Raw genomic sequence first — 22,571 nt, 5'->3', positions numbered from 1 at the left:
GCCACGTCCCACAAGACCCGCGAGAAGACCGGACAGTTGTACGCCTGCGCGATGAATGTTCTGGTACGAGGGCTTTGGGGCGCCCGGGGAGGGCGCGGATCGCCCTCCCCTCGACCGCGTCGGCATGCGAGGATGCGCTCCGACCGATGTTGATCTTGCAGGGGGGCTGCCACGCTCATGACCATTCGTTCCGCCCGTATCCCGTGCCGCAGCTCGTCGAAGGCCGCGCGACCCGGCAACGAAGAGCTCCCGACATGTCACTGACTCGCCGCACCGTCCTGACCGCCGCCACGGCCGCCGCCACGGCCGCGGCCGCCGCTCCGGCCATCACCCCCGTCAGAACCGCACGGACCACCGCCCCTGAGGTCGCCCTCGCAGCCGATCCCGCCGCCGCGAGCCTGCCGAAGACAGGCCTGAGCGCGGAGCACAGGTTCGACCTGCGGGTCGAGCCCGTCGACCTGTTCGGCAGGGAGATCCGGCTCGCCCAGGGCAGGGTGCACCAGCAGGTCGCCTTCGACCCGGTGACCGGTCTGGCCTACGTGACACAGGTCATCAGTGACGGCCGCCAACTCGCCGACGAGCCCGCTCCCGTACCCGGCGGCGAGCGCGATCGCCGGGGCGATCTCTGCATCAACGAGGTCACCCCCGACGGCACCGTTCGGGCCGTCATGTATCTGAGGAGCGTCGGCCACGGCGGCGGGCTCGGCGTCGAGCACGTCGACGGCCGCCCCTGGCTCTGGCTGGAGACCGACGCGGACCCCGTCACCAGCGGCTTCGCTCACGGCAAGCGCATCGGCCGTGTCGCGTTCGCTCCCGACGCCGTCGTCGATGCGGGAAGCGGTCGGATCGAGGTGTTCGACCCCGTCCCAGGGGCCTCCGCCATCACCCCTTCCCTGGATGTCGTCCACGGCCGCATAGGTGTACGCACCGGGAAGTCCGGCGCCGGCGAGTACCGCGTCTACGACCTCGACGCCTTCAGGCGCCGCTCCTTCACCCCGCTCCACACCTTCCCGGCCCTGTACCGCACGCAGTCCTGGTGTCTGTACGGAGACCTCGTCCACCAGAACGAGGGCACCGCCTACGGCACCGACAACCCGCGCCCCGGCAACTCCTGGTGGAACGTCTACGACGTCACCACCGGCCAGATGATCGAGCGCCGCTTCAACGCCACCGCTCTCGACCTCTCCCACCGTGAGACCGAATCCCTCACGGTCCGCCAGACGCCCGACGGGCCACAGCTCGTCTTCGGCTTCGCCACACAAGAACCAGGACCGCGCCGCATGGCCCTCTACGGCATCACCAGCACCACCGACGGGACGGGCGACCACGTGCCGTGGACCAAGCTGGACTACGACTCCGCCCTCTACACCCCCAACTCCGGCAACTACGTTCCCCAGTACCGCCAGTTGGGCAACCGCGTCGACCTCCACCTCCGGCTGTCCCGGGCCGACTCCACCCCGTGGACCAACGGCGAGAAGATCCTGACCCTGCCGCCGCACATCCGCCCCAACCGCACCCAGGGCATGGTCGGTCAGGTCAGCGGCTCCGGGGTCTCCGACTCCCTCACGGTCCGCTGGGAGGTCCTCACCGACGGCTCGCTGGTCCTCTTCGACCAGCGCAAGCTCACCAGCTGGATCGGGCTCGACGCCGGTTTCTTCACCAGCTGATCCCGTCAGCGGAGGTGCCGCGGGTCCGCCTTCCCGTCGTCGGCCGTGCGCGCTGACGCGCGGCGGCCGAGGCGGGGCCCGGCGGGGCACCGGATGCCGTTGGTCACCAGGCCGGGGCAGCCGTCACGCTCGGCACGTCAGCCGCATCTGGCCCGCCGCGTGGTGCGCCCCCTCGCGCGCCTCCGAGCCCCAGTCCTCGCCCCGGTCCAGGAGACGGACCGTGAAGGTGGGCGTGCCGAGCGGGTAGGTGCCGACCGGGAGGAGCGCACCGACGTTCGCGCGCTGGTAGACGGTGAACGTGGCGTACGGAGTGCCGTTCGCCAGGACCTGGTAGACCGAGGGCTCGCCCGCCGCGTCCTGGGGGCGCGGCGGGCTGGGGACGTGGACCGCCAGGGCGCACATCTCGTACCCCGGGCCCACGTGCCAGCTCCAGGTGGCCCGGCTGTCATGGTCCTTCGTCGAACTGCCCGACATCGGCACGGCCGAGAAGCGGCCGTCGCAGCCCCCGCCCCGGAAGCCGCCGACGGTGACGGTGTACCAGCCCTCGAAGCCGTCGCTGAACCGGCCCGTCTCCGTGTAGGCGGCCCCGGCTCCCGTACAGCCCGGGCCCGCCCAAACCTCGTACGGAGGGACCGCGGTGTGCGGGGGCCGGGTGGCGGCGGACGGGCGGGCGGACGTCGAGGGAGAGCCGACGGGCGGTGTGCCCGTGCTCGGCAGGGCCGGGTCGCCTCCCGGGAACGCCGTCGGACCGTTCCGTGTCGGCAGTGTGCGTACCGGCGGATCCGACGCCGCCGCCGGAGGCCGCTCCTCCGACTCGTCGCCGAGGGACACCACCAGCGCCAGGGAGCCCACCGCCAGCACGGCCACGAGCGCCCACGCGCCGCCCCGCCGTGCCCCCGTCCGGTCGACGCCGCCGCCCCGCCGTGCCCCCGTGAGGTCGACGCCGCCGCAGCGCCGGCACGCCATTCCCGGCAGCGGGCCCCTGCCCGCTCCACCGCATTCCTCGCATGCCATAGCCGCACACCTTACGGCCGAATCAGCGGAGTTCCTCCGGGCATGCGGTTCCTCGCGGGAAGAACTTGTACGGCGCGGAGAGCCGGTACACGCCCGCCTTCGGCGCCAGCAGCTCCGTCCACTCGTCGCCCTCCCCGTCCGCCTCCGCCCTCAGCAGGCAGCCGGACTCGTTGAGGAACTCCTTCTCCAGCTCCGTCGGCGACTCCTCGCGGGCCGCCTTCGACGCCTCCGTCTCCTGCGGCGGCTCGATCTTGCCGCCGTTCTCGTCGACCAGCGCCAGCCACGGCGAGTACGGCACCCGGATCAACACCCGCCCCGGGTCGTCGACCTCGATCACGACCTCGTTCGCGCCGGCCCGCAGCACGTCGGCCGGCGGGTTGGCGAGCGGGGTCGGGTTCTCCACCTCGAACAGCCGCCAGTTCTCGTCCGACCAGACCTGCTTCAGGTACGGCAGCCCGTCCGCGACGAGTTCCGCCTCCAGCTCCGCGCCCGAGTCCGGTGCCCCTGTCGGCAGGACCACGTAGTGCACCGCCCAGCGGTCCAGCCAGCCCTGGTAGTTCGTGGCGTTCAGGGTGTCGTCGTAGAAGAGCGGGTTCCGCTCCATGTCCGCCTGCCGGTTCCAGCCCCGCGCCAGGTTGATGTACGGGCTGAGCGCCGAGGACTCACGGTGGCTGGAGGCCGGCACGACCTCGACCCGCGCCTTCTCCGCGCCACGCACCTGGAGCTGGTTGATCAGCGGCGCGACCTCGCGCGTCCACGAGGCGTCCGGGGCGGTACGGATGACGTCGTCGACGCCCTTGAACCCGATCCAGACGTTCAGCCCCGCGAACGCCAGCAGGATCGCGTACCACCTGCGGGAGCGCGGGACCGCGTACGGCAGCGCGGCGAGCAGCACCACGCCCGCGAAGAGCATGACGAGCCGCGAGACGTTCGAGCCGATCTGCGAGTCGATCAGCCAGGTCAGCAGCGTGCCGGCGGAGTACACGGCCGCGCCGGTGCGGACCGTGCGCCAGTCGCGCGGCACGAGGAGGAGGCACAGCACCCCGAAGAGGAACGGCAGCGCGGTGGAGGCCCACGACATCGGCTGCGTACCGGAGAAGGGGAACAGCCAGGAGGAGACCGCGACGACGAGCACCGGGGCGAGACCGAGGGCGTACGCTCCCGGGCGCCGCCGGTTCAGGAAGAGCGCGGCCGCCGCGACGCCGAGGAAGAGCCCGGCGACCGGGCTGCAGGCGGTCGCGATCCCGGCGAGCGGGGCGGCGACCGCCGCCTTCGCCCAGCGTCTGCGACGCCAGCGGTACGGCCAGCAGAAGACGGCCGCGACGGCGCCCAGCGCGAACATCATGCCGAGCCCGAACGTCACACGCCCCGACAGCGCGTTGCACAGGAACGCGAAGACGCCGGCCAGCGAGCACGCCAGCGGGTTGCGCACCGCCCGTACCCGCACGAGGATCAGCGCCGTGAGTCCGGCCGAGACCGTGCCCGCGATCATCATCGTCGAGCGCACGCCGAGCACCGACATCACGTACGGCGAGACGACGCTGTACGAGACCGGGTGCATCCCGCCGTACCAGGCGAGGTTGTACGCGGAGTCCGGGTGACGGCCCACGAACTCCGCCCACGCGTCCTGCGCGGCGAGGTCGCCGCCGCTGTTCGCGAACAGGAAGAACCAGAGCACGTGGGTGAGCGCGGCGAGAGCCGTCGCGATCATGACGGGGTAGCGGCGGCGCCTGCGCGGGCGCCGCGCGGGAGCCGGCGCCGCGGGCCTCCGGGGCATCGGGAGGTCGATTCGCGCGGGCACGGAGGGGGGCGCGGGCACGCTCTTGTCGGCGCGTGTCGGCACGGAGGGGGCCGCGGGCACGCTCGTATCGGCGCGTGTCGGCTCGGCGGTGGTCACTCGCGGCCCTCTCCCGTGCTACTCCCGAACTGCCTTTCGCCCATGTCCTGGTCTCCGGAACGCTAACAGCAGGGCGCCCAGGAGAGACCGGGGCGCCCTGACATGTCAGCCCAGACGGGTCAGCCTCTTGTCGAAGCCGGGCTCCACCAGGTCCTTCTGGAGGGAGACGGGCGCGCTGACCTTGCCGGTGCCGGTACCGATGGACACCTGACCGACGACGTCGCCCGCCTTGCCGGTGTGCGGGACGGCCTTGCCACCGTCGGTGAGCTCCAGGTCGACCTTCAGACCCGGCCAGCCGACGGCCTTGACCTCCTTGTCGGCGACGACGGGGGTACGGCCGCCCAGGCCGTCGTCGATGTAGCCGACGACCTGGCCCTTGCGGACCACGGCGGCGGAGGTGACGTCCTTCTGGGCCTGCTGGATCAGCTCGAGGCTGTAGTCGATCGACAGCTGGAGCTTCTCGTGCAGCAGGCGGGCGTCCTTCGCCCCCATGACGATGCCGAGGATGCGGCGGTTCTTGCCGTCGATGACGGTGTTCGCGGACCAGAGCAGGTTGCCGCCCGCGGGCGTGGAGGAGCCTGTCTTGATGCCGCTGACACCGGGCTCCAGCACGATGTTGTTGTTGTTCTGGAGCTCGCCGGGGACGCCGTCGACGGTGACACTCGGCATGTTCACGATCTCCCGGAACACGTCGTACTGCATGACCGCCTTCGCCAGCTTCAGCTGGTCCTGCGGGGTGGAGACGGTGCTCGACTCCAGACCCGACGGATCGGTGTAGACCGAGTCCGTCATCCCGAGGTCCTTGGCCGCGTCGTTCATCTTCTCCACGAAGGCGGCTTCCGAACCGGCGTCCCAGCGGGCGAGCCGTCGGGCCACGTTGTTCGCGGACGGGATCATGAGGAGCTGGAGCAGCTCCTTCTCCGTGTACTTCTGGCCCTCCTTGACCGCCGCGGTCGACTCGAACTTCGCACCGGCCTCGTCGGCGGCCTTCTTGTCGATCTCGATCTCGGGGCCTTCGTCGTTCCCCTTGATCGGGTGGTCGCGGAGGATCACGTACGCCGTCATCGTCTTGGTCACGCTCGCGATCGGGGCGGGCTTCTGGGCCCCGTACGTGCCGAGCGAACCGACGCCCTCGACCTCGACGGCGCCCTGGCCCTCGGTGGGCCACGGCATCTGCAGCTCGCCGCCCTCGAAGGTGAAGGTGGGGGCGGCGGAGAGCGTGAGGGTGGGGCTGGGGAGCGGTCTGACGAACTGTACGACCGCAAAGACGATCAGCAGCAGAACGACGAGCGGCGTCCAGATCCGCACGCGCCGCAGGGTGGTGCGCATCGGGGTCGGCGGCGGGGGCGGGGTGTTCGTCAGCTCGGCGAGCAGGTCGAGCGGGGGCAGCGGCGGCATCGGCTGCTGCCTGGTCCGCTCGGCCTCGGCGAGCGACGGCGGGGGTACGGGGGTGGAGGCGGCGGGCCCGGGCGCCGCCGGGGTCGCCTTCGGGGCGGGCGCGGGCGTCTCGGCCCGGAGGGGCACGAAGGCGCTCGGGCGCTCCGGGGTGGGCTCGGGGGTGGATTCCGGGGTGACCGGCATCTTCAGCGCGGTCGTCGGCTGGTCCACGACCGGCGGCCGGACGGCCCTGAACATGGTGGTGGGCTGATCGACGGGACCGGCGTCGGCGGACGCGTCGGTACCGGCGTCGGCGACCTCGTCGACGGCGTCCTGCTCGTCGGTCCCGGGCGTGGCCGCGGCGTTCTGCGCGGCGGACTTGCGCGCGAACCAGGACTCCCCGGAGGGCGCGGGCCCGGAGCTGCCGCCGGCGTCGGAGGCGGGCGCCTCGTCGGACGTGTCACCGTCGGCGTCGGCTTCGGTGTCGGCTTCGGTGTCGACTCGGGCGTCGGCTTCGGCGTGGACTCCGGCGTCGCTGTCGGCCGCCGGAGGGGCGTCCGTGGCCGACGGCTCGGGCTCGGCGGCGGCGTCGGCGGCGTCGGCGTCGGCGTCGGCGTCGGCGTCCTGCGGAGCCTCCGCGGTCTCGCCCGCGCGCTCGGCGGCGCCGCGCTCGTCGTCGGAGGCCGTCCCGTCGGAGCCGCCGGCCTCGGGAGCGTCCGTGGCCACCCAGGCCGCCACCGCGGCCCTCAGCCGGTCGCCCTCCCCGGCCGGCGGAGCGGCGTCCCCGGTGTCCCCGGCGCCCACCGAGTCGTCGGCGTCCCCTGACTCGGCCGGCTCCACCCCGTCCTCGGCGTCCGTGGGCGCCACCTCGCGGTCGGCGTCCACGGACTTCCCGGCATCCGCCGGCTCCGTCGGCTCCCCGGCATCCGCCGGCTCCGCCGGAGCGTCGTCCTCCGGCGTCCGGGGCGCCAGGGCCCTGAAGACGGCCGTCGGCTGGTCGACCTGGACCGGTGACGCGGGCTCGCGAAGGACCGACAGCCGCGGATCCCGGCCGCCACCGCCGGCAGACGCCTCCTCCGAGGACTCCTGCTGCTCCGCCTTGTCGGGGGACTCGCCCGCCACCGTGCCTCCTTCATGCGTCATGCGTACGTCCGAACCATGTACCAGTGTCCTGTGTGAACCCCTTGGCCCCCGTGCTAGACGAGAACGACATACCTACTGGTTCCCGTACGAAGCACCCAGGCGCTCTCGACAGATGAATGTGAGAGGGGTCACCCTGTGACTCATCCACGCGGGGAGGCATGGATGGGCAGGAGCCGCAGAACAATTCCGGAGGAGCTTCTGCTGCTCGCTCTGGACCCGGCCACGGGTACCACAGCGCAGCCGCAGTCGCTCGACCTCGGCCTGGCCGGAGCACAGCTAGTGGAGCTGGCTCTGGCAGGACGGATAGCCCCTGACGGGGATCGTATCGCCGTGGTGATGCCACGGCCGACCGGAGATCCGACTCTGGACTCCGCACTGGAACTGCTGCGCCGTCGCGGCAGCCCGGTTCGGGCCGTCCACTGGATTGGCGGGCCCCGACTGGGGCTGCGCCAGATCTACCTCGCTCATCTGGAGCGCTGCGGCATGGTGCATGCCGTGGAGGGCCAGATGTGCGGAGTACTGCCGACGACTCGCTACCAGGCGACGGACACGGCTATCAGCCGGGACATCAGGGCCCGGCTGGACAGTGCGATCCGCACCGGCGTACCGCCGGACCCGCGGACCGCGGCGCTCGCCGCGCTGGCCCACGCGGTCGGTCTCGGCAAGCACCTGTACCCGGGGAACGAAGGACGGTCGTCGCGGTCCCGGCTGCGCGACCTGATCCGGCACGACCCCATGGGCGGACTCGTGGCGCACGCCGTGATGGACGTCCAGAACGGCGTGGCCGCCCAGCCGCGCCGCGGTGCGCCGGGCGGCGTCCCACAGCAGCCGCGCCGCGGCAGCATGGCCCGCGTCGCCGCGCACTGAGCACGTACGCACCACAGAACCCGTCAGGGAGCCGCACGGACGACGTGTGCGGGGCGGACCTCAGGGTCCGCCCCGCACACGTTGTCGGCATTTCCCAGCGCACACCGCACCTTTGGTGGCAGTCTGCCAAGCAGTAGATACTCACAGCTACGCAGCCGACAGCCGGAGGTGCAGTTTCCGTGGCGTCCAACGTCAACCCCACCGTCAGGCGACGCCGATTGGGCCAGGAGCTGCGCCGGCTCCGGGAAGCGAAGAACATGACGGCCGAGCAGGTCGCCGAGCGTCTCCTCGTCTCCCAGTCGAAGATCAGCCGCCTCGAGAACGGCCGTCGTTCCATCAGCCAGCGCGATGTCCGCGATCTGTGCGGGGTCTACGAGGTCGAGGACGAACGCGTCGTCGAGTCGCTGATGCAGATGGCCAAGGACTCGCGCCAGCAGGGCTGGTGGCACGCCTTCGGCGACATCCCGTACAGCGTCTACATCGGCCTGGAGACGGACGCGGAGAGCCTGCGGGTGTACGAGCCACAGATCATCCCCGGCCTGCTGCAGACGCACGGCTACGCGGAGGCCGTGATCAACGGCGCGCTGCCGGAGTCGAGCCCGACGGACATCGACAAACGGGTCACCGTCCGGACCCGGCGCCAGGACCGGATCAAGGACGAGGAGCGTCCGCTGCGGCTGTGGGCCGTCATCGACGAGGGCGCGCTGCGCCGGGTGGTCGGCAACAGACAGCTGATGATCCAGCAGCTGGAGCATCTCGTCGAGCAGTCGCAGCTGCCGCACGTCACCGTCCAGGTGCTGCCGTTCGAGATGGGCGCGCATCCGGGCATCAGCGGTCATTACGCGATCCTGGAATTCCCGGACACGTCCGATTCGAGCGTCGTCTACATCGAGGGCGTCACGAGCGACCTGTATCTGGAGAAGGCGCAGGACGTCGCCAAGTACAGCGTGATGTACGAACACCTGCGGGCGCAGGCCCTGAATGTCGAGCAGACCCGGGAGTTCATTTCGGACATCGCCAAGTCCTACGCGGCCGGCTGAAGCGCCGGAAACGGATGATCCATCCGAATTCTCTGATTCAGGGGTGAAAACGCCCATTCGGCCCGACCCCCGACTGAAGAGGCCGGTACGGTACACCGCGGAATCGCTCCCACGGAAGCCCAGTTGGAATATGCCATCCGGTCGGGTGAACGTCGCCCCCACGCGACGGGACCGGCGAGTAGCGTCGATCACGCCAGCATGAAGGTTGGCGCGACACACCACTGGCAGAACCGGAGTGAAGAACATGGCGATTATTCAGGGCGCTACGGACACCTGGACGAAGTCCTCCTATTCCGGCGGCAACGGGGCTTGCGTCGAAGTCAAGTCGCCCGTCGTCGCGGCGATCGCGGTCCGGGACTCCAAGGCCCCCGAGGGTCCGTCCATCGCTTTCGGCTCGGCGTCGTGGAACGCCTTCGTGGGCGAAGTGAGCAACGGGGCGTTCTGAGCCCGCGTGTTCGTAGTACCACAGGTACGTACGGAAAGAGCCCTCTCGACCGGTCCGCCGTCCTGGCCGAGGGGGCTCGGCCATGTCCTCAGCGGAGCCGGTCCACGTACCGGTCCGTGCCCGGCACCGTGGGGATGAACGGCGCGACCAGTTCGACCCGGCCCGACTCGGCGCCGACCGTGGGCAGATCGGCGAAGTGCTCCGCCCAGCAGGCGCGCGGGTCGCGCTCCAGGAACCAGAGCAGGGTCAGCCGGGTGTCGACGCCCTCGACCTGCTTCACGTAGGCCATCCTGTCCCCCGGTAGCGGCGTCGGGCGGAAGACGGTGACCATCGCGGCCGGCGAGCCGGCGAGCCGCTTCGGCAGTTCGCGCGCGACGAGCCGTTCGAGCAGCTCCGCCCGCGCCTCGGGGCCCTCCGCGTCGATCACCTGGAGGATCAGGCCCTGGTACGGGTGGTCGAGGGCGTGGAAGTCGCGGGGACCGGCCGCGCCGTCCCGGTAGACGGTCGCCTCGTGGTCCTGGAAGGCCGTGAAGACGTGCGTACGGTCGCGGTAGACGCGGGCGTCGCGGTTGAGCCGCTTGTTGATGGCGACGGTCCACTTCATATGGGCGTCGTAGCGGCCCTCGGTGACCCAGTACGTGGAGAGGTAGCAGCCGGCCGTGACCGGCTGGGCGACGGCGGACTTCTCCGGAGCGCGCAGCTCCTGGAGGTCGCGGGTGGCGACCCAGCGGCGGCCCGCGAACATCCAGGGCATCGCCATGGCGCCCGCGTAGTAGTGGTCGTCCTCGTACCAGCGGTTGTAGGCGTACTCGTGGCCCGGGTGCGGTTCGACCATCGTGATCAGTGCGTGGCCGGGGCGCACCCCGTACGGCCCGGCCGCCGCCAGCTCCGCGTACGTCTCGTCGCTCATGCCCGTACCCCTTCCCTTGTCCTGAGGAGGCTCCTACTCTGACGGGTCGTCAGATCGATCGCCAGAGGCGGGAGGCACCCGGATGCTGCTCCAGGGAAAGACCGTGGTCGTGTCGGGCGTCGGCGCCGGACTCGGGCACCGGATCGCCGAGACGGTCGTACGCGACGGGGGCAACACGGTCCTCGGCGCGCGCACCGAGGCCAACCTCGCCAAGTCGGCGGCCGAGATCGATCCGGAGGGGCGTCACACCGCCCATCGCGCCACCGACATCACCGACGAGGCGCAGTGCGAGGCTCTGGCCGCGCTCGCGCTGGACCGGTTCGGCGCCATCGACGCCGTCGTCCATGTCGCCGCCTGGGACAGCTACTTCGGCGGGATCGAGGACGCCGACTTCGCCACCTGGCAGGGCGTCCTGGACGTCAACCTGCTCGGCACCCTGCGGATGACGCGGGCCTGCCTGCCGGCACTCAAGGAGCGGGGCGGCTCCGTCGTCCTCATCGGTACGCAGTCGGCGGTGGCGGCGCCCTCGCAGGTGCGGCAGGCGGCGTACGCGGCCTCGAAGGGGGCGCTGACCTCGGCGATGTACTCGATGGCGCGGGAGCTCGGCCCGTACCGGATCCGGGTCAACACCGTACTGCCGGGATGGATGTGGGGCCCGCCGGTCCAGGCGTACGTCCGGTTCGCGGCACTCACGGAGGAGGTGCCGGAGACCGAGGTGCTCGCCCGGCTCACGGAGCGGATGGCACTGCCCGAGCTGGCGACCGACGGAGACGTGGCGGAGGCGGCGGCGTTCCTCGCCTCCGACCGGGCGCGGGCGATCACCGGGCAGTCGCTGCTCGTCAACGCGGGCGAGCTGATGAGGTAGCAGCCGCGGACGGAGACCGGGCCGCACGGTACGCGACGGCGTACAGCCCGGCCTTCACCCCCTGGGGTAGCGGGCCAGCCAGCCGGGGTGCGACTCCGCGGGGCTGTGCAGGGCGGCGCCCTGGGTCATCTCCATGGCGAAGTCGTCCGCGAGTTCGAGGATCGTCGCACGGCCCTCCAGCTCGGCCAGCCAGGCCGGCGGGAGGGCCGTCTCGCCGTGCAGGGCGCCCAGCAGCGCGCCCGTGACGGCTCCCGTCACGGCGGACGGCCCGTCGTGGTTGACCGCGAGGCGCAGGCCGTGCCGGATGTCCTCGCCGACCAGGGCGCAGTAGACGGCGGCGGCGAGCTGGCCCTCGGCCCGGTCCTCGTCCGCGCCGAGATCCGTGACCCGTAGGGCGTTCGGCATCCCCTGGCGTACGGCTCCCAGCGCCCGCTGAAGCGCGTCGGTGACGGGCTCGTGGCCGGGGCGGAGGCTGAGCTGCGCCAGCGCCCGCTGGACGGAGCCGTCCACGGCCTCGCCGCGGGGGAGGCCGTGGACGACGACGGCGAGCGCGCCGGCCGCGAGGTGGGCGGCCGGGCCGCCGTGGGTCTGCGCCGCGCACTCGACGGCGAGCTGGCAGACCAGCTGCGGCTCCCAGCCGACGAGGAGGCCGAAGGGCGCCGAGCGGACGAGCGCCCCGGAGTCCGCGGCGTCCGGGTTCTTGGGCTTGTCGAGGGTGCCGAGGATCTCGTCGCCGAGGCCGGTGAGGCAGGCACGGGCCGGGTCTCGGCGGACGTAGAGCCACTCCTCGCGGGCGAGCCAGCCGTTGTCCGTACGGCGCTCGTCCGGGCCCCAGTCGCGCTGGGTGGCCGCCCAGCGCAGATGCGCGCGGTGGACGTCGGTGGGCGGGTGCCAGGCGCCGGTGTCGCGGCGGACCTGGGCGCGTATCAGCCCGTCGACGGTGAAGAGCGTCATCTGGGTGGCGGCGGTGACCGCGCCGCGTCTGCCGTACGCGGGCGCCGGCTCCATGAGGCCCTCCGGGCCGTGGGCGGCCCTGATCCCGTCCAGGGAGAGCGCCGCGACCCCCGCGCCGAAGGCGTCGCCCACCGCACCGCCGAGGAGGCAGCCTCGGACCCGGGCCCGGAAGTCCTGCTGTTCGGCGCGGCCCCACACGGCCGCAGCGGTTGTGGTCACGACGTGCCCTCCCCCGGAAACCCTCGGCGCACCAGATCTCGCAGCACTGTAATCGACCGAGTTCGCGCATTCGCAGGGCCGAACGTTTTGCGATCGGACGCCCTTCGGGCCGGTTTTGATCACGTTCACCCGAGCTCGCAGCACCGAGCCGATCCCCCGCAGCCCTCTCCCCCACGCGGCGGAGGCGGACCCTCCCAGGGGCCGACGCCCGGCGACACGGGCGACGGCAAGGCTCGTCGGGACGCGCCCCACTCCTCGATCGGAGCCCCACCGTGCCGAAGAACTCCCTGCGGATCGCCACCCTGCTCGCGCTGGTCGCCGCCGTCGCCGCACCCGTCGCCGTCGCGGCGCCGGCCCCCGCGCCCGCGCCCAAGCCCCCGGCCTTGTCCGCTGAAGCCCCGGCCGTCCCGGGCGGGGCGGCCTTGACCCGCACTTCCGCACGGGCCTGAGCTTCCCCGCGCCGAGGGCGCCTTCGCCCTCCGCGGTCGGCGCTGACCCCCGTCAGTCCCCCAGCACCGGCAGCAGCTCCGGGAGGTGCCCGTCGGACGCCCGCGCCGCCGCCATCCGCTCCTCCGCCACCTCGCCGTACAGCGTCGTGCGCGGGCGGGACGGCCTGCCGGCCGCCTCCGCGATGGCGACGAGTTCCCGGACGGAGCGGTACGAGCCGTAACTGGAGCCCGCCATACGGGAGATGGTCTCCTCCATCAGCGTGCCGCCCAGATCGTTGGCGCCCGAGCGGAGCATCTCGGCGGCGCCGTCCGCGCCGAGCTTCACCCAACTGGTCTGGATGTTGGGGATGTACGGGTGGAGCAGGAGCCGCGCCATCGCCGTGACCGCGCGGTTGTCGCGGACGGTCGGGCCGGGGCGGGCGATGCCCGCGAGGTAGACGGGGGCGTTGGTGTGGATGAAGGGCAGCGTCACGAACTCCGTGAACCCGCCGGTCTCCTGCTGGATCCGGGCCAGCGTGCGGAAGTGGCCGAGCCAGTGCCGGGGCTGGTCCACATGCCCGTACATCATCGTCGACGAGGAGCGGATGCCCAGCTCGTGTGCGGTCTTCACCACCTCGATCCAGGTGGCCGTCGGCAGCTTGCCCTTGGTGAGGACCCAGCGGACCTCGTCGTCGAGGATCTCGGCGGCCGTGCCCGGGATCGAGTCGAGCCCGGCCTCCTTCGCCGCCGTCAGCCACTCCCGGATCGAGAGGCCGGTCCGGGTCGCGCCGTTGACGACCTCCATCGGCGAGAAGGCGTGGACGTGCATCCCGGGCACGCGCTCCTTCACCGCCCGTGCGATGTCGAAGTACGCCGTGCCGGGCAGGTCCGGGTGGATGCCGCCCTGCATGCACACCTCCACCGCGCCGACCTCCCACGCCTGCTGGGCGCGGTCGGCGACCTGGTCCAGCGAGAGGGTGTAGGCGTCGGCATCCGTGCGGCGCTGGGCGAAGGCGCAGAAACGGCAGCCGGTGTAGCAGACGTTGGTGAAGTTGATGTTCCGCGTGACGACGTACGTGACGTCGTCGCCCACCACCGACCTGCGCACGTCGTCGGCGATCCGGGTCAGCGCGTCGAGCGCGGGACCGTCGGCGTGCAGGAGGGCGAGCGCCTCGTCGTCGGTGAGCTTCGTCGGGTCGTCGGCCGCGGTGGCGAGCGCGGCCCGTACGTCGGTGTCGATGCGCTGCGCGACCATGCCGGGCGCCGCGGCCTCGCGCAGCGCCTCCCAGTCGCCGTAGACCTCGTCGAAGTCCTCACGGCGGTCGTGGGTGCGACCGGTGGTGTCGATCGTCCGGTGCAGATCGGTGCGGCCCGCCGCGGTGAACGCCTCGTCCGGCTCCTGCCAGGGCAGTCCACGGACGGTCGCGTCCGGATTCGCCAGGCCGGTCTCCGGGTCGGCGAGCGCCCGCACGTGCGGCAGCAGGCGCGGGTCGAGCCAGGGCTCGCCGCGGCCGACGAACTCCGGGTAGACGCAGAGGCGTTCGCGCAGCTCGAAACCGGCGGCGCGCGACTTCTCCGCGAGGGTGTCGATCTGCGGCCAGGGCCGCTCGGGGTTCACATGGTCGATGGTGAGCGGGGAGACCCCGCCCCAGTCGTCGATCCCGGCGGCGATCAGCCGCCCGTACTCCTCGTCGACGAGGTTCGGCGGGGCCTGGAGGCAGGCCGAGGGGCCCATGATGTGCCGGGCGACGGCGATCGTGGCGATCAGGTCGTCCAGTTCGGCGTCCGGCATGCCGCGCATCGCCGTGTCCGGCTTGGCGCGGAAGTTCTGGATGATCAGCTCCTGGACGGAGTGGTACGCGCGGGAGACCCGGCGCAGCGCGAAGAGGGACTCGGCACGCTCCTCGTACGTCTCGCCGATCCCGATGAGCAGACCGCTGGTGAACGGCACGGACGAGCGGCCGGCGTCCTCCAGGACCCGCAGCCGGACGGCCGGCTCCTTGTCGGGGGAGCCGAAGTGCGGGCCGCCGGGCTCGGACCAGAGCCGGGTCGCCGTCGTCTCCAGCATCATTCCCATCGACGGCGCGACGGGCTTGAGCCGCTGGAAGTCCGTCCAGGACAACACACCCGGGTTGAGGTGCGGGAGGAGACCGGTCTCCTCCAGGATCCGGATCGCCATGGCCCGTACGTACGCGAGGGTGTCGTCGTAGCCGTGCGCGTCGAGCCACTCGCGCGCCTCGGGCCAGCGGTCCTCGGGCTTGTCGCCGAGCGTGATCAGGGCTTCCTTGCAGCCCAGTTCGGCGCCGCGGCGGGCGATGTCGAGGACCTCGTCGGGGGACATGAACATCCCGTGCCCCGCGCGGCGGAGCTTCCCCGGCACGGTCACGAACGTGCAGTAGTGGCACTTGTCGCGGCAGAGACGGGTGAGCGGTACGAACACGCTCTTCGAGTACGTGATGACCCCGGGGCGCCCGGCGGCGTCCAGGCCCGCGTCCCGCACCCGGCCGGCCGAGGCGGCCAGATCGTCCAGATCCGTCCCCCGCGCCTGGAGCAGCACGGCGGCCTCGCCGACGTCGAGCGCCACCCCGTCCCTGGCCCTCTTGAGGGCACGGCGCATGGCGTTCTCGGTGGGCCGTCCTGCCTGTCCGGGCTGCTGATCCGTCATGCACCGAGCATACGAGGGCCCGCCGACGGGCACAGGGCCGCAGGGCAGGCCGGTGTCCGTCACGCACGGACGGCCACCGTCACGCACGGACGGCCACCGTCACGCACGGACGGCCACCGTCACGCACGGACGGCCACCGTCGCGCACGGACGGCCGGTGCTACCGGCGCACGTACAGCTGGACCACACCGCTGGGCAGCGACACCGTGCGCGCCTCGCGGAACCGGTGCCGGATCGCCTCCACCTTCGGATCCTCCAGGAACCAGGCCTGCCGCGCGGAGCCGGGCCACCCCACCACCCACACCCGTCGCACGGAGCGAAGCCGCTGCTCGAACGCCTCCGGAGCCACCTCCACGCCCTCCAGGGTGCCCGACTCGGCGGCGGAGGTCTTGAGGGCGAGGTCTCTGAGCCCGGTGAACTCGCCGGTGTACGTGAGTGAGATGTGCCGCTGGTACGAGGGCACGAAGACCACGCCGTCGCCCTCACGCGCGTCGGCGGCGACCTGGGCCGCGACGGCGTGGAGGTCGTCGACACGGCTGGCCGTGCCCCGCTCGTGCCGGTGGAACGGCAGCTGCCACCAGAACGCGGCGGCGATCACGGCGACGCCTGTCGCCGCCGCGACGGGCCGCCACACGGCACGAGAGCCGCCCCGCGGCACGGACAGCACCCGTTCCATGCCCCCGGCGACGAGAAGGGGCACGCCGGCGAGCGCGAACAGGAGATAGCGGTCCACGAAGAGCGGCTTCACCAGCGATACGGCGAAGAGCAGGGCGGGCGGCAGGACGGCCAGCGGCAGCGCCACGGCGACCAGCCCGACGGGGCCGCGGCGCGGCAGCGGGACGAGCACGACGGCCGCGGCGAGGAGCAGGGTGGCCGTCAGCACCACGCCACTGGGGCCGGTGAACTGCAGGAGCAGATGCTTCAGCTGCTCCGGGCCCGGCTTCACGATCCAGGAGATCTGGGCGCCCTGACGGAAGGAGATCACGACGAGGGGGAGGAGGACCGCCACCGCGGCGCCCGCGGCCGTCGCCCAGGATCTGCGGGCCCTCCGGTCGCCGCGCACACACAGGACCGTGACCGCGTGCGCGGCGAGCATCAGCAGGGCGAACTCGTGGACCACCGCGCTGACGGCGACCGCCGCGCCGTACGCGGTCCAGCGTCCGACGGTCCCCCGCTCGATCGCCCGCACCAGGCACCACGTCGCCAGCGCGGCTCCCGCGGCGACCAGGGCGTAGGAGCGTCCCTCCTGGGCGTAGTGCGTGGCGAAGGGGGTCACGGCGTACAGCAGTCCCGCCCAGAGGCCGACGCGGGGGCGCGCCAGGCGGGCGCCGAGCGCCGCGACGAGTCCTGCCGTGCAGGCGGCGGCGCACACGGACGGGATCCGCAGCGCGACCTCGTCGGCCCGGACGGCGAGCACGGGGTGCATCAGGAGGTAGTAGAGGCCGTGCACGGCGTCGAGTTCGCCGAGCAGGTGCCAGATCTCCGGCAGGGAGCGGCGGGCGATCTGGAAGGTCGCCGACTCGTCACGCCACATGGTGCCGCGGTCCAGGCCCCACAGGCCGGGGCCGAGCATCACGGCGGCGGACACCGCGGCCGCGGCGGCGGCAGGCATGCGCCCGCCGCCGCGGGGCGGGCGGGAGGGGACAGCCGCGGGGCCCCGCGGGGCCTCGGGCGGAACACCGGCGCGACCATCGGGCGGGCCGCCCTCGGGCCGCCCTCGGGCGGATCCGTGCGGGGCAGATCGGTGGCGCTCATGGGGCGGACCCTACGATCGCCGCGCCCCGATCCGGCCGATGACGGCGGCCGGTCCCGCCCGCTGTCACCACCCTGGTCGAATCATCGGATCACAGGTACCCGGCGTACTCGTCCAGCACCCCGAGCACCTCCGTCTCGTCCCCCGGCGGCAGCTGGAGCACCACCTCCTCACAGCCCAGCTCCGCGTAGTGCGCGAGCTTGCCCGGGTTGGGGAGGACCGCGTACGGGACGACCTGGAGGGTCTTGGGGTCGCGGCCCGCGTGCTCCCAGGCCTCGCGGAGCACCGGCATCGACCGGGTCAGGCCGCGGCCGCCGATGGGCATCCAGCCGTCCGCGTACTCGGCGATCTGCGCGAAGAGCCTGGGGCCCGCCGCGCCGCCGACGAGGGTGCGCGGGGCGCCGCCCGTCGGCTTGGGGTACGCGTAGGACGCCCGTACCGACACGCCGAACTCGCCTTCGTACGGCGTCGGTTCGTCGGCCCACAGCGCCCGCATCAGCGCCATGCGCTCCCGCCCGAGTTCGCGCCGGGTCGACCACTCCACGCCGTGGTCGGCGGCCTCCTCCTTGTTCCAGCCGAAGCCGATGCCGAGCGTGAAGCGTCCGCCCGAGAGGTGGTCCAGGGTGGCGATCTGCTTGGCCAGGGCGATCGGGTCGTGCTCGGTGATCAGGGTGATGCCGGTGCCGAGTCCGAGCCGCTCGGTGACGGCGGAGGCCTGGCCGAGGGCGACGAAGGGGTCGAGGGTGCGGCCGTACTCCCGGGGCAGTTCGGTGCCGGCCGCGGGGTAGGGAGTGGTGCGCTCGATCGGGATGTGGGTGTGTTCGGGCAGATAGAGCCCGGCGAAGCCCCGCTGTTCGAGCTCGCGCGCGAGACGGACGGGGGTGATGGTCTCGTCGGTCAGGAAGATCGTGGTCGAGATCCGCATAGCGGCACGGTAGGGGCTGCGGCGGGGATTTCCGAGAGCCGCGGCGCGACGGGCCTCTTGCGTTGTCCGGGAGTTCACGCCCTACTACGAGGGTGCCCGACATGAGCGAACCGACCCGGCGAACGCTCCTGACGACGAGCGTCGCCTCCGCCCTTACCTTGGGAAGCGTGAGCTTCGCGCACGCGGCCGACACCCCTGAAGGCTCCTCCGACGGCTCCCCCGGCGGCGCCCGGACGGAGACGGTCGGCGGCACGCTGCCGCCCGGCTCGCCCGACTACGTGTACCTCCCCGTCGAGATCCCCCGCGGAGTGCGCGAGATCCACGTCTCGTACGCGTACGAGCGGCCCGCCGTTCCCGCCGGAACCCAGGGCAACGCCCTGGACATCGGCATCTTCGACCAGCGCGGCACCGCGCTCGGCGGTACGGGCTTCCGGGGGTGGTCGGGCGGGGCGCGCACGGAGTTCTTCCTGCGTACCGACGCGGCGACGCCCGGTTACGTCGCGGGCCCGCTCAGGGCCGGGACCTGGTTCGTCGTGCTGGCCCCGTACACGGTGGCGCCCCAGGGGCTCACCTACTCGGTGACGATCACCCTGCGCTTCGGCCCCTCGCTGCCCACGCCCAGGCCCGTGTACCCGCCCGAGCGGGCGGAGGGCCGGGGCAGGGCCTGGTACCGCGGCGACAGCCACCTGCACACCGTGTACTCGGACGGGCGCCGCACACCGGCCGAGGTCGCGGCGCTCGCGCGCGCCGCCGGGCTCGACTTCCTGACCGCCACCGAGCACAACACCCATGCCGGCCACGGGGCGTGGGCCGAGGCCGCCGGGGACGACCTGCTGATCCTGCTCGGCGAGGAGGTCACCACCCGCAACGGCCACGTCCTGGCCGTGGGGACGGACCCGGGCACGTTCGTGGACTGGCGCTACCGGGCGCGGGAGAACCGTTTCGGGCATTTCGCGCGCGAGATCCGCAGGGCGGGCGGTCTGGTCGTCCCGGCGCACCCGCACGCCACCTGCATCGGCTGCAACTGGAAGTTCGGCTTCGGCGACGCGGACGCGGTCGAGGTGTGGAACGGCCCCTACACCCCGGACGACGAGGTGTCGCTGGCCGGCTGGGACGCGGCGCTCGTGAAGGGCCGCTGGACCCCGGCGATGGGCAGCTCCGACGCCCACCGCGACCCGGACCGCGTCGGGACCCCGCAGACCGTGGTCCTGGCCGACGAGCTGAGCCGGGAGGCGATCCTGGAGGGCCTGCGCGCGGGCCGTTCGTACGTCGCCGAGTCCTCGTCCGTCTCCGTCGACTTCTCGGCCACGGACGGCCGGGGGCGCTCGGCGGGCATCGGCGGGCGGCTGCGGGTGCCGGCGGACGAGCCCGTCACCGTCCGGCTGGCCGTGGGCGGCGCCCCGGCGGGCGGTACGGTCCGCCTCGTCACGGACCAGGGCGTCCTGCACACGGCGCCGGCGGCCGGGCAGCCGGTGGAGTGGGTGACGACGGCCGCGTACGCCTCCTACGTACGGGCCGAGGTGCGGCACCCGGCGACGCTGCCGCCCCTGCCCGGCGCCCTGGCGGCCTTCACGAACCCGGTGTTCCTGGAGGCGCGCGCCTAGCCCCGGTACTCGCTGAGGTCGATCGCGTACACACGCAGCGGGACGCCGAAGACCGGGTGGGCCGTCTCGCGCTCCGGGGTCATGCCGAGCTTGCGCATGACGTTCTCGGAGGCCCCGTTGGAGATGTGGGTGATGCTGACGACCCGGTCGAGGCCGCGGTCCTGGAGCGCGAACTCCAGCGCGGCGTGGGCGGCCTCGGAGGCGTACCCCTGCCCCCAGAAGGGTCGCCCGAGCCGCCAGCCGACCTCCACCTCGTGCCGCAGTTCGGGGAGGAAGTCGGGCACGGACAGCCCGGCGAAGCCGATCAGCTCACCGGAGCCGAGGAGCTCGACGGCGAAGAGCCCGAAGCCCTCCTCGTCCCACTCCTCCTCCCATCGCTCGATGTCCTCGGCGGTCTGCTCCAGATCGCGGGTCGATCCGTCGCCGATCCAGCGCATCACCTCGGGGTCGGCGTTGATCTCGGCCATCGGGACGAGGTCGTCGTCGGTCCAGCGGCGGAGGAGGAGGCGGGGCGTGAGGATCTCGGTCATGGCCTCATCGTCCCGTACGCGGGGCGCGGAATTCACCGGCGCCGTCCCGGCGGCGGCTGCTTGGATGAGCGGCATGCTCAGCCGACTAGAGACCTATTACGACGCCGTCCCCCGATCCACCGCCCGCACCGAGGAGTTCGGGCCGCTCACCCTCTTCGTGCGGGAGGGAGAGGGGTGGCCGTACTACGCCCGGCCGACGCTCGGGCACACCGGAGAGGTGACGGCCGAGGAGGTCGACCGCGTGCGCGCCCGGCAGCGTGAGCTGGGGGTGCCCGAGGCGTTCGAGTGGGTGGCGGAGACGACCCCGGGGCTGCGCGCGGCCGTGGAGAAGAGCGGGCTCGTGGTGCACGAGCACCCGTTGATGGTCCTGGCCGGGGCGCCCGCCGCGGTCACGGCGCCCGCGGACGTCACCGTACGGATCGTGGGCGCCGGCGATGCCGTCCTGGAGTCGGCCGCCGCCGCACCGTTCACGGCCTTCGGGATCGCCCCGGCCCCCGGGGCCGCCGCCGAGCTGGCCGCCAGGATCGAGGCCGGGCTCACCCGGCTCGCCGCCGCGGTGGACCCGACGGGCACCGCCCTGTCCGCCGGGCAGTACCAGCCGATCGGTCCGGTCGCGGAGGTCGTCGGCGTCGGCACCCTGCCGGACGCCCGCCGCCGGGGCCTGGGCCTCGCGGTGACCGGCGCGCTGGTCGCGGACGCCCGGGCGGCGGGTGTGGAGACCGTCTTCCTGTCGGCCACGGACGAGTCGGTGGCCCGGCTCTACGGGCGCCTCGGCTTCCGCACGGTCGGCACGGCCCTCATCGCGGAGCCGGCTTTCTGAAAAGACTTCCCGGAACGTGTCACATCCGGGTCGCGCGCTCCGTCAGTGCTGTGAAGGCAACGCGAACAGCACCACGCAACCGCTGGAGGAGCGACCATGCTGCACGAGATCACCCCCCGGATGACCAACCCCGCCTACGTCCTGCCCGACGCCGGAGCCGCCATCCAGGGTCTGGTGAAGGCCACCCGTCAGGGCGGCGTCCCGGAGTCGACGCTGGAGCTCGTGCACCTGCGTGCCAGCCAGATCAACGGCTGCGGCTTCTGCGTCGACTACGGCGTCAGGTCCGCCCGGAAGGCGGGGATGAGCGACGAGAAGCTCTTCGCCGTCGCCGCCTGGCGCGAGGCGCCGTACTTCACGGACGAGGAGCGGGCCGCGCTGGCGCTCGCCGAGCACGCGACGCGGCTGGCCGACACCTCGGACGCCGTGCCGGACGCGGTGTGGGACGCGGCCGCCGACCACTTCGACGAGAAGCAGCTCTCGGCGATCGTGATGATGGTCGCCCTCACCAACCTGTTCAACCGGATCAACGTGACGATCAGGCAGCCGGCGGGCGTGGCTCTCTGAGCGGCGCCTCGCGCACCATCAGGACGTCGACCGGGTCCTCGGTCGACTCGACGGTGAACCCCTCGCGCTCGTAGAGGCGCTGGGCCGCACTGCCCCGCACCACGACGAGCCGCACGGGGAGAGCCTGTTCGTCCGCCCGGGCGAGGAGCTTGCGCAGTACCGCCGTCCCGAGGCCCGCGCCCTGGGCCTCGGGGGCCAGGTAGAAGTGTTCGAGGTGGAGCCTCCGCCCGTCGTCGTACGGGCGGAACGTCACACAGCCCACGAAGGCCCCGTCGACCTCGACGACGGAGGTGTGCTCCGGGGAGAAGCCGTCGCGCAGCCGCTGGCGCACCCGGTGCTCGTCGTAGCGGCCGAGCCGCACCAGATCGTCGCGCATCACGACCGCCCGCAGTTCGGCGATCGGCTCCACGTCCTCCGCCCGCGCGGGGCGCAGCGACCACGTCGTCTCCGTATACACGTACGCATCCTAGGGAGAGCCCCGCCCGTCCGTACGGCCCTCCCCCTCGGGCGCCACCTGGCACGGGGGCCGCTCGTTGGTGCGGGCATGAAGAAGATCCGCAACCTTGTCCTGACCGGTCTCGCCGTCGCCGGGAGCATCGGCGCCGCCGGGTCCGCCGTCGCCGCCACCACCGACCTCGGCAATGCCACCCTGCCGTCCGTCGTGCCGCTGAGCGGTCTCCTGGACCCCCAGGAGAAGCCCGCCTCCGCGGCCGACCTGCCGGCCGCCAACGCGACGGTGGAGCGACTGCTCCCCGGGCGCTGACGGAGACGGAGACGGAGGCACGAACGAACGAGGTGGCGGGGACGGAGAACGGTCTCGCCACCTCGTTTGTCGGTTGGGTCCATGGATCAGGGGGTTCGAAGGCTCGCGGGATCCTTGGCTTC

The 22,571-nt window shown here is 72.6% G+C and carries 20 protein-coding genes; 10 read left to right on the top strand and 10 right to left on the bottom strand.

Features of this window, described 5'->3' with window-relative positions:
- Positions 1-254 precede the first annotated feature (254 nt).
- Entirely contained in the window at positions 255-1,667 is a 1,413-nt protein-coding gene (locus ACFUJR_RS27015) for a signaling protein (protein WP_383177180.1), read from the top strand.
- A 123-nt stretch (positions 1,668-1,790) separates the two neighbouring features.
- Here ACFUJR_RS27015 and ACFUJR_RS27010 read toward each other — a convergent pair whose 3' ends face one another.
- From ACFUJR_RS27010 to ACFUJR_RS27000, 3 genes are all read right to left on the bottom strand, one after another.
- Positions 1,791-2,681, bottom strand: coding sequence for an adhesin (locus ACFUJR_RS27010; protein ID WP_383177183.1), 891 nt, complete (start codon positions 2,679-2,681; stop codon positions 1,791-1,793).
- 22 nt (positions 2,682-2,703) lie between these two features.
- Complete coding sequence (locus ACFUJR_RS27005; protein WP_383177186.1) at positions 2,704-4,392, bottom strand: MFS transporter; 1,689 nt, start codon at positions 4,390-4,392, stop codon at positions 2,704-2,706.
- 291 nt (positions 4,393-4,683) lie between these two features.
- On the bottom strand, positions 4,684-7,098 hold the full coding sequence (locus tag ACFUJR_RS27000) for a D-alanyl-D-alanine carboxypeptidase (protein ID WP_383177189.1): 2,415 nt from the start codon (positions 7,096-7,098) through the stop codon (positions 4,684-4,686).
- 162 nt (positions 7,099-7,260) lie between these two features.
- On the opposite strand from ACFUJR_RS27000, the gene ACFUJR_RS26995 reads away from it, so the two are divergent.
- The 3 genes from ACFUJR_RS26995 (at position 7,261) to ACFUJR_RS26985 (ending at position 9,450) form a co-directional block, all read left to right on the top strand.
- Positions 7,261-7,965 carry a GPP34 family phosphoprotein gene (locus ACFUJR_RS26995; RefSeq protein ID WP_383177192.1) on the top strand — a complete coding sequence of 235 codons (705 nt, stop codon included), beginning with the start codon at positions 7,261-7,263 and terminating at the stop codon, positions 7,963-7,965.
- Positions 7,966-8,144: 179 nt separating this feature from the next.
- The gene (locus ACFUJR_RS26990; RefSeq protein WP_352187144.1) at positions 8,145-9,005 is read left to right on the top strand and encodes a helix-turn-helix transcriptional regulator; all 861 of its coding nucleotides are present in this window, start codon (positions 8,145-8,147) and stop codon (positions 9,003-9,005) included.
- Between the two features lie 244 nt (positions 9,006-9,249).
- Positions 9,250-9,450: a DUF397 domain-containing protein gene (locus ACFUJR_RS26985; protein WP_352187143.1), complete on the top strand. Its 201-nt coding sequence runs from the start codon at positions 9,250-9,252 to the stop codon at positions 9,448-9,450.
- A gap of 88 nt (positions 9,451-9,538) precedes the next feature.
- Here ACFUJR_RS26985 and ACFUJR_RS26980 read toward each other — a convergent pair whose 3' ends face one another.
- Positions 9,539-10,360, bottom strand: coding sequence for a hypothetical protein (locus tag ACFUJR_RS26980; RefSeq protein WP_383181280.1), 822 nt, complete (start codon positions 10,358-10,360; stop codon positions 9,539-9,541).
- Positions 10,361-10,442: 82 nt separating this feature from the next.
- Here ACFUJR_RS26980 and ACFUJR_RS26975 point away from each other — a divergent pair, with 82 nt between their 5' ends.
- Positions 10,443-11,225 (top strand): SDR family oxidoreductase, encoded by a 783-nt coding sequence (locus ACFUJR_RS26975; RefSeq protein ID WP_383181283.1) that lies wholly within the window; start codon positions 10,443-10,445, stop codon positions 11,223-11,225.
- 54 nt (positions 11,226-11,279) lie between these two features.
- Here the strand turns inward: ACFUJR_RS26975 and ACFUJR_RS26970 are convergent, their stop codons facing one another.
- Entirely contained in the window at positions 11,280-12,398 is a 1,119-nt protein-coding gene (locus ACFUJR_RS26970; protein ID WP_383450804.1) for an ADP-ribosylglycohydrolase family protein, read from the bottom strand.
- Positions 12,399-12,670: 272 nt separating this feature from the next.
- On the opposite strand from ACFUJR_RS26970, the gene ACFUJR_RS26965 reads away from it, so the two are divergent.
- Positions 12,671-12,847 (top strand): hypothetical protein, encoded by a 177-nt coding sequence (locus tag ACFUJR_RS26965; RefSeq protein WP_383178846.1) that lies wholly within the window; start codon positions 12,671-12,673, stop codon positions 12,845-12,847.
- 52 nt (positions 12,848-12,899) lie between these two features.
- On the opposite strand, the gene ACFUJR_RS26960 is transcribed toward ACFUJR_RS26965, so the two are convergent.
- From ACFUJR_RS26960 to ACFUJR_RS26950, 3 genes are all read right to left on the bottom strand, one after another.
- Positions 12,900-15,491, bottom strand: a complete 2,592-nt coding sequence (locus ACFUJR_RS26960; RefSeq protein WP_383178849.1) for a bifunctional FO biosynthesis protein CofGH — start codon at positions 15,489-15,491, stop codon at positions 12,900-12,902.
- Between the two features lie 159 nt (positions 15,492-15,650).
- On the bottom strand, positions 15,651-17,102 hold the full coding sequence (locus ACFUJR_RS26955; protein WP_383178852.1) for a glycosyltransferase family 39 protein: 1,452 nt from the start codon (positions 17,100-17,102) through the stop codon (positions 15,651-15,653).
- A gap of 232 nt (positions 17,103-17,334) precedes the next feature.
- Positions 17,335-18,168, bottom strand: coding sequence for an LLM class F420-dependent oxidoreductase (locus ACFUJR_RS26950; RefSeq protein ID WP_383178855.1), 834 nt, complete (start codon positions 18,166-18,168; stop codon positions 17,335-17,337).
- A gap of 101 nt (positions 18,169-18,269) precedes the next feature.
- On the opposite strand from ACFUJR_RS26950, the gene ACFUJR_RS26945 reads away from it, so the two are divergent.
- Positions 18,270-19,772: a CehA/McbA family metallohydrolase gene (locus ACFUJR_RS26945; RefSeq protein WP_383178858.1), complete on the top strand. Its 1,503-nt coding sequence runs from the start codon at positions 18,270-18,272 to the stop codon at positions 19,770-19,772.
- Here the strand turns inward: ACFUJR_RS26945 and ACFUJR_RS26940 are convergent.
- Positions 19,769-20,302 carry a GNAT family N-acetyltransferase gene (locus tag ACFUJR_RS26940; protein WP_383178861.1) on the bottom strand — a complete coding sequence of 178 codons (534 nt, stop codon included), beginning with the start codon at positions 20,300-20,302 and terminating at the stop codon, positions 19,769-19,771. The genes ACFUJR_RS26945 and ACFUJR_RS26940 overlap by 4 nt on opposite strands.
- Before the next feature lie 64 nt (positions 20,303-20,366).
- Between ACFUJR_RS26940 and ACFUJR_RS26935 the strand changes: the two genes are divergently transcribed.
- On the top strand, positions 20,367-21,122 hold the full coding sequence (locus tag ACFUJR_RS26935; RefSeq protein ID WP_383178873.1) for a GNAT family N-acetyltransferase: 756 nt from the start codon (positions 20,367-20,369) through the stop codon (positions 21,120-21,122).
- Between the two features lie 96 nt (positions 21,123-21,218).
- Positions 21,219-21,686 carry a carboxymuconolactone decarboxylase family protein gene (locus tag ACFUJR_RS26930; protein ID WP_383178864.1) on the top strand — a complete coding sequence of 156 codons (468 nt, stop codon included), beginning with the start codon at positions 21,219-21,221 and terminating at the stop codon, positions 21,684-21,686.
- On the opposite strand, the gene ACFUJR_RS26925 is transcribed toward ACFUJR_RS26930, so the two are convergent.
- The gene (locus tag ACFUJR_RS26925; protein ID WP_383178867.1) at positions 21,658-22,143 is read right to left on the bottom strand and encodes a GNAT family N-acetyltransferase; all 486 of its coding nucleotides are present in this window, start codon (positions 22,141-22,143) and stop codon (positions 21,658-21,660) included. The two genes, ACFUJR_RS26930 and ACFUJR_RS26925, sit on opposite strands and share 29 nt — an antisense overlap.
- Before the next feature lie 87 nt (positions 22,144-22,230).
- Between ACFUJR_RS26925 and ACFUJR_RS26920 the strand changes: the two genes are divergently transcribed.
- Entirely contained in the window at positions 22,231-22,449 is a 219-nt protein-coding gene (locus ACFUJR_RS26920; RefSeq protein ID WP_383178870.1) for a hypothetical protein, read from the top strand.
- Positions 22,450-22,571 lie beyond the last annotated feature (122 nt).

The sequence above is a fragment of the Streptomyces sp. NPDC057271 genome, from assembly GCF_042668715.1.
Taxonomy (GTDB): Bacteria; Actinomycetota; Actinomycetes; order Streptomycetales; family Streptomycetaceae; genus Streptomyces.
The sequence above is the reverse complement of the archived record's forward strand: the minus strand, read 5'-3'. Positions and strand labels throughout refer to the sequence as shown.

Bases quoted from the DNA above. Each gene is read 5' to 3' on its own strand.
- ACFUJR_RS27015 (WP_383177180.1), top strand. From the start codon at position 255: ATGTCACTGACTCGCCGCACCGTCCTGACCGCCGCCACGGCCGCCGCC.
- ACFUJR_RS26975 (WP_383181283.1), top strand. From the start codon at position 10,443: ATGCTGCTCCAGGGAAAGACCGTGGTCGTGTCGGGCGTCGGCGCCGGA.
- ACFUJR_RS26930 (WP_383178864.1), top strand. From the start codon at position 21,219: ATGCTGCACGAGATCACCCCCCGGATGACCAACCCCGCCTACGTCCTG.
- ACFUJR_RS26945 (WP_383178858.1), top strand. From the start codon at position 18,270: ATGAGCGAACCGACCCGGCGAACGCTCCTGACGACGAGCGTCGCCTCC.
- ACFUJR_RS26940 (WP_383178861.1), bottom strand. From the start codon at position 20,302: ATGACCGAGATCCTCACGCCCCGCCTCCTCCTCCGCCGCTGGACCGAC.
- ACFUJR_RS26960 (WP_383178849.1), bottom strand. From the start codon at position 15,491: ATGACGGATCAGCAGCCCGGACAGGCAGGACGGCCCACCGAGAACGCC.
- ACFUJR_RS27000 (WP_383177189.1), bottom strand. From the start codon at position 7,098: ATGACGCATGAAGGAGGCACGGTGGCGGGCGAGTCCCCCGACAAGGCG.
- ACFUJR_RS26955 (WP_383178852.1), bottom strand. From the start codon at position 17,102: ATGCCTGCCGCCGCCGCGGCCGCGGTGTCCGCCGCCGTGATGCTCGGC.
- ACFUJR_RS26935 (WP_383178873.1), top strand. From the start codon at position 20,367: ATGAGCGGCATGCTCAGCCGACTAGAGACCTATTACGACGCCGTCCCC.
- ACFUJR_RS26920 (WP_383178870.1), top strand. From the start codon at position 22,231: ATGAAGAAGATCCGCAACCTTGTCCTGACCGGTCTCGCCGTCGCCGGG.
- ACFUJR_RS26980 (WP_383181280.1), bottom strand. From the start codon at position 10,360: ATGAGCGACGAGACGTACGCGGAGCTGGCGGCGGCCGGGCCGTACGGG.
- ACFUJR_RS26985 (WP_352187143.1), top strand. From the start codon at position 9,250: ATGGCGATTATTCAGGGCGCTACGGACACCTGGACGAAGTCCTCCTAT.
- ACFUJR_RS26995 (WP_383177192.1), top strand. From the start codon at position 7,261: ATGGGCAGGAGCCGCAGAACAATTCCGGAGGAGCTTCTGCTGCTCGCT.
- ACFUJR_RS27010 (WP_383177183.1), bottom strand. From the start codon at position 2,681: ATGGCATGCGAGGAATGCGGTGGAGCGGGCAGGGGCCCGCTGCCGGGA.
- ACFUJR_RS26950 (WP_383178855.1), bottom strand. From the start codon at position 18,168: ATGCGGATCTCGACCACGATCTTCCTGACCGACGAGACCATCACCCCC.
- ACFUJR_RS27005 (WP_383177186.1), bottom strand. From the start codon at position 4,392: ATGATCGCGACGGCTCTCGCCGCGCTCACCCACGTGCTCTGGTTCTTC.